Raw genomic sequence first — 15,216 nt, forward strand, 5'->3', positions numbered from 1 at the left:
GGCGGCCCGAAGCGGCCGTGCCCGTCGCGGCGGAGGTCGGTTTGGGCGAATGGTTGCGAGAGATCACCGCGCCAGGGAAGGCGCGGCACGCCTCCCGCACCCGGGCGGCGCGGAGTGGCTGCGGACGGCGCGACGGAGGTCGGTATGAGTGAGTGGTTCCGGCAGGTGACCGGGCCGCGGCGGGCGGCGGCGCGGCTGGTGTGTTTCCCGCATGCGGGCGGCACGGCGGCGGCCTTCCGGGGTTGGGGCGCGCACGTCCCGCCGGACGTCGAGGTGCTGGCGGTGCGCTACCCGGGGCGTCAGGACCGGATCGCCGAGCCGTGTGTCGACACGATGGAGCCGCTGGTCGCGGCGGTCACGGCGGCGCTGCCGACCGACCTGCCGCTTGTCCTCTTCGGACACAGCATGGGCGCGTCCGTGGCGCACGAGGTCACCAGGGCGCTGCCGGTCCCGCCCGTCCTGCTGGCCGTGTCCGGCCGCCGCCCGCCCCACCTGCTGCGCATCCGCGACGTCCAGGGCGACAGCGCCATCATCGCCGACGTCAAGCGGCTCGGGGAGGCCAACGCGGAGGTGCTCGACCACCCGGAGCTGCGCGACCTCATCCTCCCGGCCATCCGCGCCGACTACCACCTCGTCCGCACGTACGAGCCCGGGTCGCTGCCGCCGGTCGCGGTCCCCATCGTCGCCCACACCGCCGAGGACGACCCGGAAGCCCCGGTGTCGGACATGCGCGGGTGGGCGGAGCTGACCACCGCGGAGTTCGACCTGACGGTGTGGTCGGGCGGGCACTTCTACCTGGCCGCGCATGAGGCGGAGCTGGTGTCGATGCTGTGCGCGCGGCTAGGGGAGCTCGTCTCGGCGGAATAGGGCCGTCCAGAGGAAGTCCTTGCCGAAGTGGGCGGTGTCCTCGCGCATGCGGCGCAGCTCGACCTCGGTCAGCCGCGAGAAGATCCACCGCAGGGACTCCGGGGAGTAGCCGAGCCCGCCCTCCAGCCCACCGCGCAGGTAGAAGTCGGCGTCGGAGAGTGCTGAGCCCTCGTCCTCGGTGAAGCAGGTGAGCCCGAAGTGGCCGCCGGGGGCGAGGACGCGGTCGAGGAGCGCCAGGTAACTGACCCGCCGGTGTGGCGGCAGGTGGTGGAAGCAGCCGGAGTCGTAGACCAGGTCGTAGGGTCCGGTGACGGGCAGCGCGAAGACGTCGCCCTGGTGGTAGGTGATCCGCGCGACGGCCGCGTGTTCCCGCGCCCACGCGATGGCGGCGGGCGAGAGGTCCACCGCGTCCACGACGTATCCCGCCTCGGCGAGGTACCGGGAGTTGCGGCCTGCCCCGCACCCGATGTCGAGGGCGCGGCCGGGGGCGATCAGGCCGCGGTCGAGGTAGTCCACGAGGTTCTCGTCGGGCTTGTCCACGAAGAACGGGACGGGACGGTCGCGGTCGGCGTAGAACGCGTCCCACCACTGGCTGCCCGCCCCTCCGGTCCAGCGATCGGCGTCCACCGGGAACAGCCGATCGAGCAGCCGCAGGACGTCGTCGCTATCGCGGATGTCTCGGTCCATCTCCGGAGCATACCGATTGAGGTTTTCCTCAATGGGAGGTTGCGGTAAACCGCAGGAAAGCGGATGGATCTCCTCGTGGTGGGCGCGCTATCGAGGTCTTAACCTGGTTTTCGTCAGCATTCGCATGTCCTTTGATTTGGGGGAAGCAGTGGCGCAGGAAAACCTCGACGGCCTGGCCGGGTGGGCCGTCGATCTGATGGACACCCTCGGCGGCGCGGGTGCGGCCGTCGTCGTCGGCCTGGACAACCTCTTCCCCCCGATCCCCAGCGAACTGGTCCTGCCGCTGGCGGGCTTCTCCGCCAGCAACGGAACGTTCACGCTGGCCGAGGCCCTGATCTGGACCACGGCGGGTTCGGTGGTCGGAGCGATCCTGGTGTACCTCGCAGGCGCACTCCTAGGCCGCGAACGCACCAGAGCGCTGGTGGCCAAGATCCCCCTGCTGAAGGTAACCGACTTCGACCGAACCGAACGCTGGTTCACCAAACACGGCACGAAGGCGGTCTTCTTCGGCCGGATGATCCCCCTGTTCCGCAGCCTGATCTCGCTACCGGCAGGCGTGGCCCGAATGAGCTTCCCCTTATTCCTAGCCCTTACGGCCCTGGGCAGCCTGATTTGGAACACAATATTCGTGACCGCAGGCTACTTACTCGGCGCCAACTGGCACGTGGTGGACGACTACGCGGGCCTGTTCCAGAAGGTCGTCCTGATCGGGGCGGGCATCGCGATCGCCCTGTTCGTGGTCATCCGCCTCCGCTCCCGCCGCGGGGACCCGGAGGCGACCCAGGTGCTCAAGCCCCTGGACCGCTGACCCACTCCACACCCTTACCCGCCGCCCTTGGTACGCAGCCCGCCCAGCGCAGTGGAAGAACCACGGGCGTAGGAGGCCCCGCCCCGGCGGCAGAATCACGGCAGCAACGGCAACGGCACCACCTCCAACTCCACAGGCGCGTTCACCTCGCAGAACGCAGGGAACTCCAATCAGCGACATGCACGCGCCAGCCCCGCCGGGTCCCCAGGGCGCCAGAACCAGCGCCGCGGAAGAACCCGGCCAGCGACAGAACCAGCCCAACGACAAACCCCACCCGACGGCGAAACCAGCCCGGCGGCAAAGCCAGCCCGACGGCGGAACCATCTCGGCGGCAAGCCAGCCCGGCGGCGGAACCAGCCCAACGACAAACCCGTCCGGTGACAACCAGCCCAGCGACAGAACCCGCCCGACGACAAACCCGCCAGCGACAGGACCCGCCCGACGGCAGAGCCAGCTCGGTGACAAACCCATCCCAGCGGCCGAGTCTGCCCAGCCGCCGAGCCTGCCCAGCGGGCGAGCCTGCCCAGCGGGCGAGCCTGCCCAGCGACAGAACCGACCCGACGTCAGAACCCGTCCGGCGACAGTACCCACCCGGCGACAGAACCAGCGGAGGGGAGGACCAACGCAGTGACCGAACCGGCGCGCCGGGAGAACTGGTGCGGTGACAGGACCACGGCAGTGACAGGTCTGCCGTGGGGTGAGAACTAGACTGAATGGGTGCCGCTGGTGTCGGGTGAGATGGTTCGGGTGGCGGGGCGTCTGGTGGTGGGGGTGGCGGTCGGCGGGGTGTCGGCGGTCGGTGAGGTGGTGTTCCTGATCCTCGCTCTCCTCGGGATGGCGGTCGGGGGGCGGCCGTGGGTGTACGGGGTGGCGCGGGGGCTGGCGGAGTTCGAGCGGGGGCGGATCCTCCGGTTCTTCGGGCAGGCGTTCACCGGGGAGTTCAGCGGCGAGCGGGCCTTGCGGTACCTCGGGGTGCGGTGGCTGGTGGGCGGGTTGGGGCTCGGGGTGCTGCTGCTGATGCTCTTCGGCGCCGTCAACGCCGTGTTGATGTTGGTGCAGTTGGCCAGAGGCGGGTCCATCATCGAGTTCGACGCGCCGGAGGGGGTGAGTTGGTATGACCCGGTGACGTACGTCCTCTTCGGGGGGCTGCTGGCGTTCGTCACCATTCAGGGGATGTTGGGGGTCGTCGAGTTGGATCGGCGGTTGGCTCGGCACTTCCTCGGGCCGACGGTGCAGGAGCGGCTGCAGCGGCGGGTGTCGGAGTTGACCGTGAGCCGGGCCGAGGTGGTCGAGGCGATCGACGCCGAGCGCAGGCGGATCGAGCGGGATCTGCATGACGGGGTGCAGCAGCGGATCGTGGCGTTGGGGATGTTGCTCGGGCGGGCGCGGCGCACCGACGACTCCGGGCGGGCGGCGGAGTTGGTGCGGCAGGCGCACGACGAGGCCGGGCGGGCGCTGACCGACCTGCGCGAGGTGACCTGGCGGGTGTACCCGATCGCGTTGGACACCGATGGGTTGCGGGTGGCGTTGGAGTCGCTGGCCGAGATGGCGGTGATCCCGGTGCACCTGCGGTACACGCTCACCGAGCGGTACCCCAGCGCCGTCGAGGTGCCCGCCTACTTCGTCGCCTCCGAGGCGGTGACGAACGCGGTGAAGCACTCCGGCGCGAGCCGCATCGACCTGGCGGTGGAGCGGGTCGGGTCCGCCATCGTCGTCCGGGTGACGGACGACGGGGTCGGAGGCGCCGATCCGCGCGGCGGCGGGCTGTCCGGGCTCGCCCGGCGGGTCGCGGCCGTGGATGGCGTGTTCACTGTGGACAGCCCGCCCGCGGGGCCGACCGTGATCACCGCGAGGTTGCCGTGCGCATAGTCGTCGCCGAGGACTCGACGTTGCTGCGGGAAGGGCTGGTGCGGCTGCTGGCCGACGAGGGCCACGACGTGGTCGCCGCCGTCGGGGACGCCGCCGCGCTCCTGGTCGAGGCCGAGCGCCACCGCCCGGACGTCGTCGTCACCGATGTCCGGATGCCGCCCACCCACACCGACGACGGCCTGCGCGCCGCCCTGGAGATCCGGCGGCGGTGGCCGGAGACCGCCGTGCTGGTGCTGTCGCAGTACGTGGAGAAGCGCTACGCCGCCGACCTGATCAGCGACGAGACCGGGCGGGTCGGCTACCTGCTCAAGGACCGGGTGATGGACGTCGGCGAGTTCCTGTCCGCGCTCGACCGGGTGCACGCGGGCGGCGCCGCGTTCGACCCGGAGGTGGTGCGCCGCCTCCTCGCCCGCACCAGCCACACCGACCCGCTGTCGCGGCTCACCGACCGGGAGCGGGACGTGCTGGAGAAGATGGCGCAGGGGCACAGCAACACCGGGATCGCCGACGCCATGGCGTTGTCGCGCAGCTCGGTGGAGAAGCACATCAACGCCATCTTCGACAAGCTCGGCCTGGTGCACACCGCCGCGTACAGCCGTCGGGTGCTGGCGATCGTGCGGTACCTGCGGGACTAGTTCTCATCTGATCGGGTGAACGTCCGTCATGCTCTTGACACCCCCCGCGATGGTTCGGGTAGAGGAACAGCGCATCGGGGGTGACCGATGGGAACCCGACACCTGGCGTGGATACCGGTGGTTCTGCTCGCCGTGGCCTGCGGCTCGACGGCCGGGGTGGGCAAACCCGAGGACACGAGGCGGGCCGAGCCGACGTCGTTCGGCGCCGTGGACACCGAGGAGCCCACGGAGACCGGGCGCGGCGGCGGGAGCGGCCCCGACGAGCGCACGATCCTGGTCGGCGGGCCGCGGCTCGACGGCCGGACCGACAACGCCGACTGGCCCGAGTTCTTCACCGACCTCGACGGCGAGTTCCGTCCGCAGTGCAAGGTTTTCCGGATCGGCGAGTCGCCCGCCGAGGTCCCCTCGGTGGCGGTCTCGGTGTCCGTCTCGCTCGGCGGCCCGTTCGCCTTCGCCTCCGACGCCGACTCGTGCGCGGGCGAGTTCGAGGCCGACTGCGCGGGCTACACCTTCCCCGCACAGGCCGACTGGTACCTGAACACCTGCGCGATCCAGGCGGTGCCCACCGGCGCGGGCACGGGCGCGCTGTCGGTCACGTTCACCGCGTCCTGTCCGTCGGCACGCGGGATCCCGTGCGACGACCCGGACGTGGCCGCCGCCGGGCCCTCCGCCGCCGACCCGGTGCCGGTGAGCTGGGGACAGACGATCGAGCTGACCGCGGCGCCCTGCCCGGAGGACGACTATGACTCCCCCAGCCGAACCTGCCGCGAGGGCCCGACGACGGAGCCGACCACGACCGACCCCGACGAGACGACCACGACGACCGAGGTCACCACGGCTGAGCCCACGGCGACCGGCTGAGGCGGACCCGGAGCAGGCGCTCGGCCGCTGGCAGACCATCGCCGCCGTCGCCACCCCGACGACCCTGGCCTCGGCGCTGCTGTTCTACTTCGGCTACGTGTCCACCCTGGCCCGCTACGAGCACTTCGGCGTCGACCTCGCGGTGCTGGACCTGTCCACGACCGAGGTGCTGATGCTCGGCACCGAGGTGGTGTTCCCGCCGCTGGCCTTCCTGCTCGTGCTCATGCTGCTGGCGCTGGCCGCGCACCAGGCGGTGATCGTGTTGCTGCACCGGGGTAGGCGCACGGTCCCGTACGTCATCGCGGTCGCGGCAGGACTGCTGGGCCTGGTGATGTTCGTGCGCGGCATGGTGGGTCTGCTGTGGGTGGAACTGTCCAAACGCGAGTTCCCCGGCCTGACGCCCATCTGCCTCGGGCTCGGTCTCCCCCTGGTCGCCTACGGCCTGTGGATCGCGCGCGAGCTGCGCTCCCCCGGCAGGCACACGCGTGGTGTCAACGAGGTGCTGATCCTGGTCGGGCTGGCCGGGATGACGGTCATCGGGCTGTTCTGGGCGACCAACGTCTTCGCGGGCGCCTACGGCCGGGGCCGGGCCGCGGAGGCCGCCGCCGAGCTGCACACCCGCCCGATGGTCGTGCTGGACCTGACCCAGCGGCTCTACCTGCCGGAGGACCTCGCCGGGGTCGACCAATTCGCGCTCGACGACGGCGGCTCGTTCACCGTGCGCTGCCAGGGTCTGCGGCTGCTCACCGAGGCGGGCGGACGGCTCTTCCTCGTGCCGCCCGACTGGGAGGGCGCGGGCAGGCGGACGATCGTCGTGCCGAACGACGACTCGGTGCGCGTGCAGTTCCTTCCGGACTGAACCTGTCCGCAGTGCGCCCTACGCTCGCCGCATGCTGACCACGCGCGCGCTCAACCGCGCCACCCTGCACCGCCAGCTGCTGCTGGAGCGGTCCGACATCTCGGCGCTGGCCGCGGTGGAGCACCTGGTGGGGATGCAGGCGCAGGAGCCGTTCTCGCCGTACTTCGGCCTGTGGTCGCGGCTGCGCGACTTCAAGGCAGGCGAGCTGGCCGACCTGGTCTCGTCGGGCGCCGTGCTGCGGTCGCACCTCTACCGGGCGACGATCCACCTGGTCAGCGCCGCCGACCACGGCCGCATCCAGCCGCTGGTGCGGTCGATGCTGTTCCGGCGGCTGGCGTCGTCGCCGTTCAAGTCCGCGGTCACCGACCTGGACCCCGCCGAATTGGTCGCCGCCGCCACGGAGGTCCTGGCGGAGAAGCCGCGCACCCGACGGGAGCTGTGCGACCTGCTCGGCGCGCGGTGGCCGTCGCTGGACGCGGAGTCGCTGGGCACGGCGGTCCCGTTCCTGGTCTCGCTCGTCCAGCTCCCGCCGCGCGCGGTGTGGGGTCAGAGCGGGCGGGCGGTGTGGGGGCTCGCGCCGCCGTCCTCGGAGGAGCCGATCGACCTGGTGTCGCGCTACCTCGCCGCGTTCGGGCCCGCGACGGTCGCCGACATCCAGGCGTGGTCGGGCCTGACCCGGCTCCGCGCGGTCGTCCGCGACCTCGACCTGCGCGTCCTGGTGGACGACACGGGCCGCGAACTGCTCGACATCCCCGACGGGCCGCTGCCGGACCCCGACACGCCCGCGCCGGTGCGGTTCCTGCCGGAGTTCGACAACCTGCTGCTGGCCCACCGCGACCGCACCCGCGTGATCTCCGACGAGGACTACCGGCGCGGCATCATCATCGGCGGGAAGCCGACGCTGCTGGTGGACGGCTTCGTCCACGGCATCTGGCGGATCGGCGAGACCGGGCTCGACGTCGAGGTGTTCCGCCCGCTGACCCCGGCGCAGCGCGACGACGTGCTCGCCGAGGGCGCGCGGCTGCTGGAGTTCGCCGAGGCGGACGGACGGGTGAGCATCACCTGAGATTCACTCAGAAGGGGTCGGCGACCACCGCGTTCAGCTCGCCCGCCAAGCCGGTCACGTCGACGACGCGCCAGACGATCGAGTGGTCGGCTATCAGCACCCGCCACCGGGTGTCCTGTCCGCACGCGGTCTCCCTGGCCGAGAGCAGCGCGCTCAGCCCGGCCGCGCCGAAGAAGCTCGCGGACCGCAGGTCGACGCAGAGCGCCGCAGGCCGGGCCCGCAGGGCGTCGGCCAGGGCCTCGACGAGTTCGATGACGGTCAGGGCGTCGACGTCGCCGGTGACCAGGACGCGCGGCTGGTCCGGCGTGCCCAGCACGTCCACGGCGATCGTGCTGGCGACGCATGACCTACTGACGTTTCCCATGAGAGCGTCCCTCACGTCGACGTCCGTGCAGGCCCGCTGTTAGACCTTCCCCCACGGGCCAGTATGGCCCCGCCCTATGGCAGCGGCAACAGGCTCACCCGTCAGGAGACCTCCTCGCCGGTGGCGATGACGTGGTCGGCGATGTCGCGCAGCTTGATGTTGCGGCGCTGCGACGCGGCGCGGAGGCGCTCGAACGCGGCCGCCGCGGTGAGCCGGTGCCGCTCCATCAGGATGCCCACGGCCTGGCCGATGAACCGGTGGCTGTCGATCGCCGCGCGCAGGTTCTCCTCGGTGTTCGCCCGGCTGGCCTCGCGGGCCGCGCGGTCGATGCCGGTGGCCAGGACGTCGGCGAGCAGGTGGGCCAGCAGCAGTTCGTCAGCGCCGACCGGTCGGGGCGCCGGGAAGTGGACCCAGACGGTGTGGTCGGCCGCGGTGAGCAGCAGGCCGGGCGGCGGGTCGGTCCGGTCGCCGCCGCGGGCGGCGGTCAGCCCGTCGCGCACCGCCTCGGGCAGCGCCGTCCATCCGGTCGTGCCCTCGCCGGTGACCACGGTGTCGGGCGGCCATTGGCGGGTCGGCGGGATGACGAGCACCGTCCCGCCGAAGACGTCGGCGAAGCCGTGGATGGTGGCCGCGAGCAGTTCGGCCGGACCGGGCGCGGCGGCGAGCACCGCGGCCAGTTCCGCCGCGGCCGTGCGGCGCTCACGCAGGCCGCGCTCGCGGGTGATGTCGCGGACGGTGCCCACGACCAGGGTATCGCCGTCGCCCGCCTTGACGGCGCTCCAGGCGAGGGCGACCCACACGGTGTGGCCGTCGCGGTGGCGCAGGGGCAGCTCCACCTGGCCCGCCGGGTCGTCATGGACGACGAGCGCGGCGTCCTCGATGAGCGCCCACTCGGCCGGGTCGGCGTCCGGCCTGGGCAGCCACGGGTAGGGCTGGGTGTAGGGCAGGCCCTCCGGGCCGTAGCCGGTGATGCGGCCGAACGCCTCGTTGACCTCGATCACCACGCCGGAGCCGGTCGCGATGGCCACGCCGTCGTGCAGGCCGTGCACGATCGCCGCGCGCCACGCCGCGTCGCGGGAGCGGGCGGCGGCGCGGTCGAGGTTGGCCCGCAGCCGGGTGCGCAGGTCCACCGGGGAGAACGGCTTGACCAGGTAGTCGTCCGCGCCCGCGGCGAAGCCCTCCGCGGCGGCCTCCTCCCCGGCACGCGCGGAGAGCAGTACCACCGGCAGGTCGCGCAGGTCCGGGTCGGCGCGGACGGCGGCGAGCAGGCCGAAGCCGTCCAGCCGCGGCATCATCACGTCGGCGAGCACCATGTCCGGCCGCTGCGCGCGCAGCCGGACCAGCGCCTCCGCGCCGTCGGCGACGTCCTCGACGGCGTAGTGCGGTTCGAGCAGGTCGCGCAGGTAGTCGCGCAGGTCGCGGTTGTCCTCGGCGACCAGCAGCCGGGGCCGGTCGGAGAAGCGGTGCCCGTCCTGGCGGTCCAGCGGCGCCGTCCACGACAGCGCCTCCTCCACGTACGGCGTGACGACCTCGGCGTGCCCGCCGGGCCGGGCGCCGGACACGCCCGCGCTCGGCCGCCCGTACGGCACGCGGACGGTGAACGTCGTCCCCTCGCCCACGGTGGACTCGACCTCGACGGTCCCGTCGAGCAGGCGCAGCAGTTCGGCCACCATCGCCAGGCCGATGCCGCTGCCCTCGTGCGTGCGGCCCTCGACGCCGCGCACGCGGTGGAACCGCTCGAACAGCCGGGGCACCTCGTCGGCGGGGATGCCGACCCCGGTGTCGCGCACCCGCAGCTCCGCGGCGTCGCCGACGTCGCGGAGCTCGACGCGGATCTCGCCGTCCAGGGTGTACTTGACCGCGTTGGACAACAGGTTGAGCACGACCCGGTCCCACATCTCGCGGTCCAGGTAGGACAGCCGGGGCAGCCGGGGCGCGTCGACGACCAGGGTGAGCCCGGCCCGCTCGACCGCGGGGGCGAAGACGTGGGCCAGGGCGGTCGTGGCGCGGGCGAGGTCGACCGGAGCGGGCTCGGGGACCAGCCTGCCCGCCTCGATCCTGGCGAAGTCGAGCATCCCGTTGACCAGCTTGCGCAGCCGTCCGGCGCTGCGCGCGATCAGTTCGAGCCTGCTGCGCTGGCGCTCGGGCAGCGGCTCGTCGAGCGCGTCGGCGACCGGGCCGAGGATCAGGGTGAGCGGGGTGCGCAGCTCGTGGCTGATGTTGGAGAAGAACGTGGTCTTGGCCGTGTCGAGCTCGGCGAGGGCCTGGGCGCGGCGCTGCTGGGCGACGTAGGCGCGGGCGCCGCTGATGGCCGTGGCCAGGTGCCCGGCGCTGAGGTCGAGGAACGAGCGGTAGCCGTCGTCGAAGGGTCTGCGGTCGCTCACCCCGAAGACCAGCACGGCGGTGGGCTCGGTCGCCCCCGGCTCGATCACCGGGGCGGCGTAGTACCCGGGCGCGACGGTCCGGCCGTGCCGCCCGACGGCGACGTCGAGGCCGTCGGTGTCGCGCGCCTCGCCCGCCCTGATCCGCTCGCCGCCCAGCCTGACCTCGGCGAACGGCACGTCGTCGCGGTTGGCGGTGAGCACGTCCACCGCCCGCGCGCACGCCTGCTCCGGGCTGACGGTGTCCACCAGACCGGCCGCGAGCCTGCCGAGCGTGGCCAGCCTGCGGGCGCCGACCAGCTTCTCGGTGGTCTCGGTGACCGCGCAGAACACCCCGCCGGTCGCGCCCGACTCGTCGACTATGGGGCTGTAGGAGAAGGTGAAGTAGCACTCCTCCAGAAAGCCGTTGCGGTCGAGCAGCAGGAGCTGGTCGTCGGACCAGGTAGCGCCCTCGCCCGCCATGACCCCGCGCAGCATGGGGCCGATGACGTCCCAGATCTCCGGCCAGATCGCCCGGCCGGGCGCGCCGAGCGCGACCGGGTGCTTGGAGGCGCCGAGGATCGGCCGGTAGGCGTCGTTGTAGATCATGACCAGCTCCGGGCCCCACCAGAGCAGGATGGGGAACCGGGAGGTCAGGCAGACGCTGACGGCGGTGCGCAGGCTCTGCGGCCAGTCGTCCATGGGCCCGAGCGGGGTCGCCGCCCAGTCGAACGCGCCGACGAGCGCGCCCATCTCGCCGCCCGCGTCGAGCACACCCGCTGCCCACCCGGCTGCCTTCATGTCCGCATTCTCGACCACGGGGGACCGCGATCGCTCATCAAGCGGGGACCATCCCCCGTCGTGACCACCAGTTCCGGTACGCGGGGATGCGGTCGACCATCGTCCGGTAGGCGTCGACGACCACGCGGCGCAGGATCTGCACCGGGACCGGGCACTGGTCGGTCCAGGCCAGATCGATGCGTCCGCGCACCGGGTCGCCGACCAGCGGGCGGAAGACGACGCCCCGGTTCTCCACCGACAGCGGGTCGGCGATGGCGACGCACTTGCCGGTGCCGACGAACTCGCGCGCGCCGGCGTTGTGGGTGGACTGGTAGCCGATGCGCGGCTCGAACCCCAGCTCGCGGCAGGCGGAGCGGAGCGCTGCCAGCCAGCCGGGGTTGTCGTGCGGGTTGACGATCCACGACTCGCCCGCGAGGTCGGCGAGGTCGATGGCCTCCCGGTCGGCGAGCGGGTGGCGGTCCCACAGGGCGACGAAGGCCGGTTCCAGCGGGACGACCGTCTCCATGCGGAGGTTGTGCACCTCGACGCTCTCGAAGCCGATCACGTCGCTGATGAGCGCGGCGTCCAGGCTGCCCGCGCGCAGCATCGTGACCAGCGCGTCCGGGGCGGTGTCGATGTGGGCGCGGACGGTGTAGCCGCGGTCGGCGGCGAACACCTCCTCCAGCCGGGGCACGATCTCCGACAGCAGCAGGCCGACATCGCCGAGGACGATCTCCCGCCGCGTCGAGCGGGTGGAGATGACCATCAGGTCGTCCATCTCGCGGAGCACCGCGCGGGCCCTGGCCAGCAGGCCCCGGCCGAACGACGTGGTCACCACGCCCGTGCGGCCGCGCTCGAAGACCTTCTCGCCGATGGCGCGCTCGATGCGCTGCACCTGCGCGGTCAGCGACGGCTGGGCGAGGCCGAGCACGGCAGCGGCCTTGGTGATGCTGCCCTCGTCGGCGACCGTCACCAGCGCCCGGAGGTGCCGCACCTCGAGTTCCACGCGCTCATGCTACGCACGGGGGCAAGGGTTGTTGATCAATTTGCCCACCCTCTCGACGATCGAGATTCTCGATAAGTCCTCAAAGGACCGGTGGCGCGTACCCACGCACGGCCGGATGAATCTTCCCGGCCGGGTGATTGAGCCTGACCCGGCCGGGGCACTCATCGCGTGACGGACTACGACAAAGGAGTGGCCGTGACGCAGTTCCAATCCGAGAAAGCCCAGCTCGTCGTGGGTTCGTACGCCAGCTACGCCGAGGCCGAGCGCGCCGTCGACCACCTGTCCGACCAGCGCTTCCCGGTCGAGCACGCGGCCATCGTCGGCCGGGGCCTCAGCACGTTCGAGCAGGTCACCGGCAGGCTGACGCTGTGGAAGTCGGCGGGGCAGTCCGCCATCTCCGGCGCGGTGCTGGGTGCGGTGTTCGGGTGGCTGTTCGGCATGTTCAACTGGATCAACCCGCTGATCTCCGGACTGCTGCTCGCCCTGTACGGCGCCATCCTGGGAGCGATCCTCGGCGGCGTCTTCGGCCTGCTCACGCACGCGATGGGCGGCGGCAACCGCGACTTCTCGTCGGTGTCGGGCATGCGGGCGGACAGCTACGACGTCCTCGTCGACGCGCCTTATGCCGAGCAGGCCGGCCAACTGCTGGCGGGCATGCGCCGGTAACCCCCTATGGGCTCACCCCATGACGCCGTGGTGATCGGCAGCGGCCCCAACGGGCTGGTCGCGGCGAACGTGCTGGCCGACGCCGGGTGGGACGTCCTGGTCCTGGAGGGCCAGGACACCCCCGGCGGCGCCGTGCGCACCGCGGAACTCACGGTCCCCGGCTTCCGGCACGACCTCTACAGCGCCTTCTACCCCCTCGGCGTCGCCTCGCCCGTCCTCGCCGACCTGCGGCTGGAGGAGCACGGGCTGCGCTGGCGGCACGCGCCCGAGGTGCTCGCGCACGTGTTCCCGGACGACCGGGTGGCGCTGCTGTCGCGGGACGTCGACGTGACCGCCGAGTCGCTGTCGCGCTTCGCCCCGGGCGACGGGGACGCGTGGCGCCGGGAGTACGCGGTGTTCCGGGAGATCCGCGACGACCTGCTGGCCGCGCTGCTGCGCCCGTTCCCCCCGGTCCGAGCAGGGGTCCGGCTGGTGCGCCGGAACGGCCTCGGCGCCGCGCTGCGGGCGGCCAGGGTGGCGACGCAGCCGGTGCGGCGCTTCGGCGAGGAGCGGTTCGCAGGCGAGGGCGCGCGGGCGCTGCTCGCGGGCAACGCGCTGCACACCGACCTGGGCCCGACGGCGGCGGGCAGCGCGCTGTTCGGGTGGCTGCTCGGCATGCTGGGCCAGGACGTGGGGTTCCCGGTGCCCGAGGGCGGGGCGAGCGCCATCACCGACGCCCTGGTCTCGCGGCTGCGCGCTCGGGGCGGACGAGTCGAGTGCGGCAGGCCGGTGACCGAGGTGGTCGTGCGCGGCGGGCGCGCGCTCGGGGTCATCGCGGGCGAGCCGGTGCGTGCGACCCGGGCTGTGCTGGCCGATGTCCCCGCGCCCACCCTGTACCTCGACCTGGTCGGGGCGAACCGGCTGCCCACCCGGCTCCGCGACGACCTGAGCCGGTTCGACTGGGACGACGCGACGATCAAGATCGACTGGGCGCTGTCCGGGCCCATCCCGTGGAAGGCCGGGGATGCGGGCCGGGCTGGGACCGTGCACCTGGGCGTCGACCTCGACGGGTTCATCTCGGTGAACGCGGACCTCGCCCGCGGCCGTGTCCCGGAGCAGCCGTTCCTGCTGCTGGGCCAGATGACCACGGCCGACCCCACCCGCTCCCCCGCGGGCACCGAGTCCGCCTGGCTCTACACGCACGTTCCCCGGGGCGGCGAGTGGACCCGCCCCCGACTCGCCGCGTGGGCGGCGGAGGTCGAGGCGATCATCGACCGCCACGCCCCCGGCTTCGCCGACCTCGTCATCGGCCGCACGGTCGCGGGACCGGCGGACCTGCAGCGCGGCAACCAGTCGCTGGTCGACGGCGCGATCAACGCGGGGACGGCGAGCATCCACCAGCAGTTGGTCTTCCGCCCCACCCCGGGCCTGGGCCGGGCGGACACGGTCATCGACGGGCTCTACCTGGCAGGCGCGTCCGCCCATCCCGGCGGCGGCGTCCACGGCGCGGCGGGCGCCAACGCCGCCCGGGCCGCGCTCGCCGCGAACGGCTGGTACGGCCCGGCTTACCGCGCCCTCATCCACGGCCTGCACCGGATGTTGGACTAGCGGTTTCCGTCGCCATCACCGCCGTGGTTCGGGTCAGGCGGTGCCGGGCTTCGAGAGCTTGCCGTGGACCGCGGCCAGGACCCGGTCAGGGAGCAGGCGGCTGCCGAGGGTCTGCAGGCGGTTGATGATGGTCCCGGGGATCACGCTGCTGCGGCCCTTCATCAGCGCCTCGAAGCCCTCGTGGGCGACGGTGGTCGCCGAGCCCTTGAGGGAGGTCGCGCCGAGCTTGGTGTCCAGCATGCCCGCGCGCTCGAAGAACCGGGTCTCGGTGAGGCCGGGCATCAGGGTGGTGATCGTGACGCCGGTGCCTTTCAGCTCTTGGCGCACGCCTTGGGCGAAGGAGCGCAGGAACGCCTTGGAGGCGTTGTAGACCGCCTGGTACGGGCCGGGCATGGCCGAGGCGATGGAGGAGGTGATCATGACCCGGCCGCTCTTGCGGTCGACCATGCCGGGGAGGACGCGTTTGGCCAGGTGCACGGCGGAACGGATGTTGAGGTCGACCGTGGCGAGCTGGTCCTCCAGGGTCGTCTCGTGCACGAACGCGCCGCCGACGCCGGTGCCCGCGTTGATGGCCACGGCGTCCGGGATGCCGACCTGGTCGATCAGCTCCTCCACCGCGGCCGGGTCGGTCAGGTCGAGTTGCAGCGGCCGCGCCTTGGGGCCGATCTCGGCCGCCGCGGTGTGGATGGCCGCCTCCTCGGCGACCATCACGACGTCGAAGCCGTGCTCGGCGAACTCCCGGGAGAGTTCCAGGCCGATCCCGGAGGACGCGCCGGTCACCATGGCCAGGGGCATTGCTTC

The 15,216-nt window shown here is 72.5% G+C and carries 14 protein-coding genes; 9 read left to right on the forward strand and 5 right to left on the reverse strand.

All coding sequences use genetic code 11. The features are described 5' to 3' along the window. The first annotated feature begins 144 nt into the window (after positions 1–144). Positions 145–867: a thioesterase II family protein gene (locus tag IEY98_RS16650; RefSeq protein WP_189211319.1), complete on the forward strand. Its 723-nt coding sequence runs from the start codon at positions 145–147 to the stop codon at positions 865–867. Here the strand turns inward: IEY98_RS16650 and IEY98_RS16655 are convergent. After that, on the reverse strand, positions 841–1,554 hold the full coding sequence (locus IEY98_RS16655) for a class I SAM-dependent methyltransferase (protein ID WP_189211320.1): 714 nt from the start codon (positions 1,552–1,554) through the stop codon (positions 841–843). The genes IEY98_RS16650 and IEY98_RS16655 overlap by 27 nt on opposite strands. A gap of 124 nt (positions 1,555–1,678) precedes the next feature. On the opposite strand from IEY98_RS16655, the gene IEY98_RS16660 reads away from it, so the two are divergent. The 6 genes from IEY98_RS16660 to IEY98_RS16685 all read left to right on the forward strand — a co-directional run bounded on the left by IEY98_RS16660 (position 1,679) and on the right by IEY98_RS16685 (position 7,652). After that, the gene (locus IEY98_RS16660) at positions 1,679–2,362 is read left to right on the forward strand and encodes a DedA family protein (protein ID WP_189211848.1); all 684 of its coding nucleotides are present in this window, start codon (positions 1,679–1,681) and stop codon (positions 2,360–2,362) included. Between the two features lie 738 nt (positions 2,363–3,100). Beyond that, entirely contained in the window at positions 3,101–4,231 is a 1,131-nt protein-coding gene (locus IEY98_RS16665) for a sensor histidine kinase (RefSeq protein WP_189211849.1), read from the forward strand. After that, the gene (locus IEY98_RS16670; RefSeq protein ID WP_189211321.1) at positions 4,222–4,866 is read left to right on the forward strand and encodes a response regulator transcription factor; all 645 of its coding nucleotides are present in this window, start codon (positions 4,222–4,224) and stop codon (positions 4,864–4,866) included. The genes IEY98_RS16665 and IEY98_RS16670 overlap by 10 nt, the downstream gene beginning before the upstream one ends. Positions 4,867–4,953: 87 nt before the next feature. Further along, positions 4,954–5,727, forward strand: coding sequence for a hypothetical protein (locus IEY98_RS16675; RefSeq protein ID WP_189211895.1), 774 nt, complete (start codon positions 4,954–4,956; stop codon positions 5,725–5,727). A gap of 97 nt (positions 5,728–5,824) precedes the next feature. Then, positions 5,825–6,586, forward strand: a complete 762-nt coding sequence (locus IEY98_RS16680; RefSeq protein ID WP_189211322.1) for a hypothetical protein — start codon at positions 5,825–5,827, stop codon at positions 6,584–6,586. A 31-nt stretch (positions 6,587–6,617) separates the two neighbouring features. Then, positions 6,618–7,652, forward strand: coding sequence for a winged helix DNA-binding domain-containing protein (locus IEY98_RS16685; protein ID WP_189211323.1), 1,035 nt, complete (start codon positions 6,618–6,620; stop codon positions 7,650–7,652). A 7-nt stretch (positions 7,653–7,659) separates the two neighbouring features. Here the strand turns inward: IEY98_RS16685 and IEY98_RS16690 are convergent, their stop codons facing one another. The 3 genes from IEY98_RS16690 to IEY98_RS16700 form a co-directional block, all read right to left on the reverse strand. Further along, positions 7,660–8,016, reverse strand: coding sequence for an STAS domain-containing protein (locus IEY98_RS16690; protein ID WP_189211324.1), 357 nt, complete (start codon positions 8,014–8,016; stop codon positions 7,660–7,662). A 101-nt stretch (positions 8,017–8,117) separates the two neighbouring features. After that, entirely contained in the window at positions 8,118–11,177 is a 3,060-nt protein-coding gene (locus tag IEY98_RS16695; RefSeq protein WP_189211325.1) for an ATP-binding protein, read from the reverse strand. 37 nt (positions 11,178–11,214) lie between these two features. Continuing rightward, entirely contained in the window at positions 11,215–12,162 is a 948-nt protein-coding gene (locus IEY98_RS16700; RefSeq protein WP_189211326.1) for a LysR family transcriptional regulator, read from the reverse strand. A gap of 195 nt (positions 12,163–12,357) precedes the next feature. Here IEY98_RS16700 and IEY98_RS16705 point away from each other — a divergent pair, with 195 nt between their 5' ends. Together IEY98_RS16705 and IEY98_RS16710 are read left to right on the forward strand one after the other, a co-directional pair. Beyond that, entirely contained in the window at positions 12,358–12,828 is a 471-nt protein-coding gene (locus IEY98_RS16705; RefSeq protein WP_189211327.1) for a YflT domain-containing protein, read from the forward strand. A gap of 6 nt (positions 12,829–12,834) precedes the next feature. Continuing rightward, on the forward strand, positions 12,835–14,415 hold the full coding sequence (locus tag IEY98_RS16710; RefSeq protein ID WP_189211328.1) for a phytoene desaturase family protein: 1,581 nt from the start codon (positions 12,835–12,837) through the stop codon (positions 14,413–14,415). Positions 14,416–14,448: 33 nt separating this feature from the next. Here IEY98_RS16710 and IEY98_RS16715 read toward each other — a convergent pair whose 3' ends face one another. After that, complete coding sequence (locus tag IEY98_RS16715) at positions 14,449–15,210, reverse strand: SDR family NAD(P)-dependent oxidoreductase (RefSeq protein ID WP_229786971.1); 762 nt, start codon at positions 15,208–15,210, stop codon at positions 14,449–14,451. Positions 15,211–15,216: the final 6 nt, after the last annotated feature.

Source organism: Actinokineospora fastidiosa (assembly GCF_014648415.1).
Classification (GTDB): Bacteria; Actinomycetota; Actinomycetes; order Mycobacteriales; family Pseudonocardiaceae; genus Actinokineospora; species Actinokineospora fastidiosa.

Bases quoted from the DNA above. Each gene is read 5' to 3' on its own strand.
- IEY98_RS16665 (WP_189211849.1), top strand. From the start codon at position 3,101: ATGGTTCGGGTGGCGGGGCGTCTGGTGGTGGGGGTGGCGGTCGGCGGG.
- IEY98_RS16675 (WP_189211895.1), top strand. From the start codon at position 4,954: ATGGGAACCCGACACCTGGCGTGGATACCGGTGGTTCTGCTCGCCGTG.
- IEY98_RS16685 (WP_189211323.1), top strand. From the start codon at position 6,618: ATGCTGACCACGCGCGCGCTCAACCGCGCCACCCTGCACCGCCAGCTG.
- IEY98_RS16710 (WP_189211328.1), top strand. From the start codon at position 12,835: ATGGGCTCACCCCATGACGCCGTGGTGATCGGCAGCGGCCCCAACGGG.
- IEY98_RS16660 (WP_189211848.1), top strand. From the start codon at position 1,679: ATGTCCTTTGATTTGGGGGAAGCAGTGGCGCAGGAAAACCTCGACGGC.
- IEY98_RS16695 (WP_189211325.1), bottom strand. From the start codon at position 11,177: ATGAAGGCAGCCGGGTGGGCAGCGGGTGTGCTCGACGCGGGCGGCGAG.
- IEY98_RS16715 (WP_229786971.1), bottom strand. From the start codon at position 15,210: ATGCCCCTGGCCATGGTGACCGGCGCGTCCTCCGGGATCGGCCTGGAA.
- IEY98_RS16650 (WP_189211319.1), top strand. From the start codon at position 145: ATGAGTGAGTGGTTCCGGCAGGTGACCGGGCCGCGGCGGGCGGCGGCG.
- IEY98_RS16690 (WP_189211324.1), bottom strand. From the start codon at position 8,016: ATGGGAAACGTCAGTAGGTCATGCGTCGCCAGCACGATCGCCGTGGAC.
- IEY98_RS16655 (WP_189211320.1), bottom strand. From the start codon at position 1,554: ATGGACCGAGACATCCGCGATAGCGACGACGTCCTGCGGCTGCTCGAT.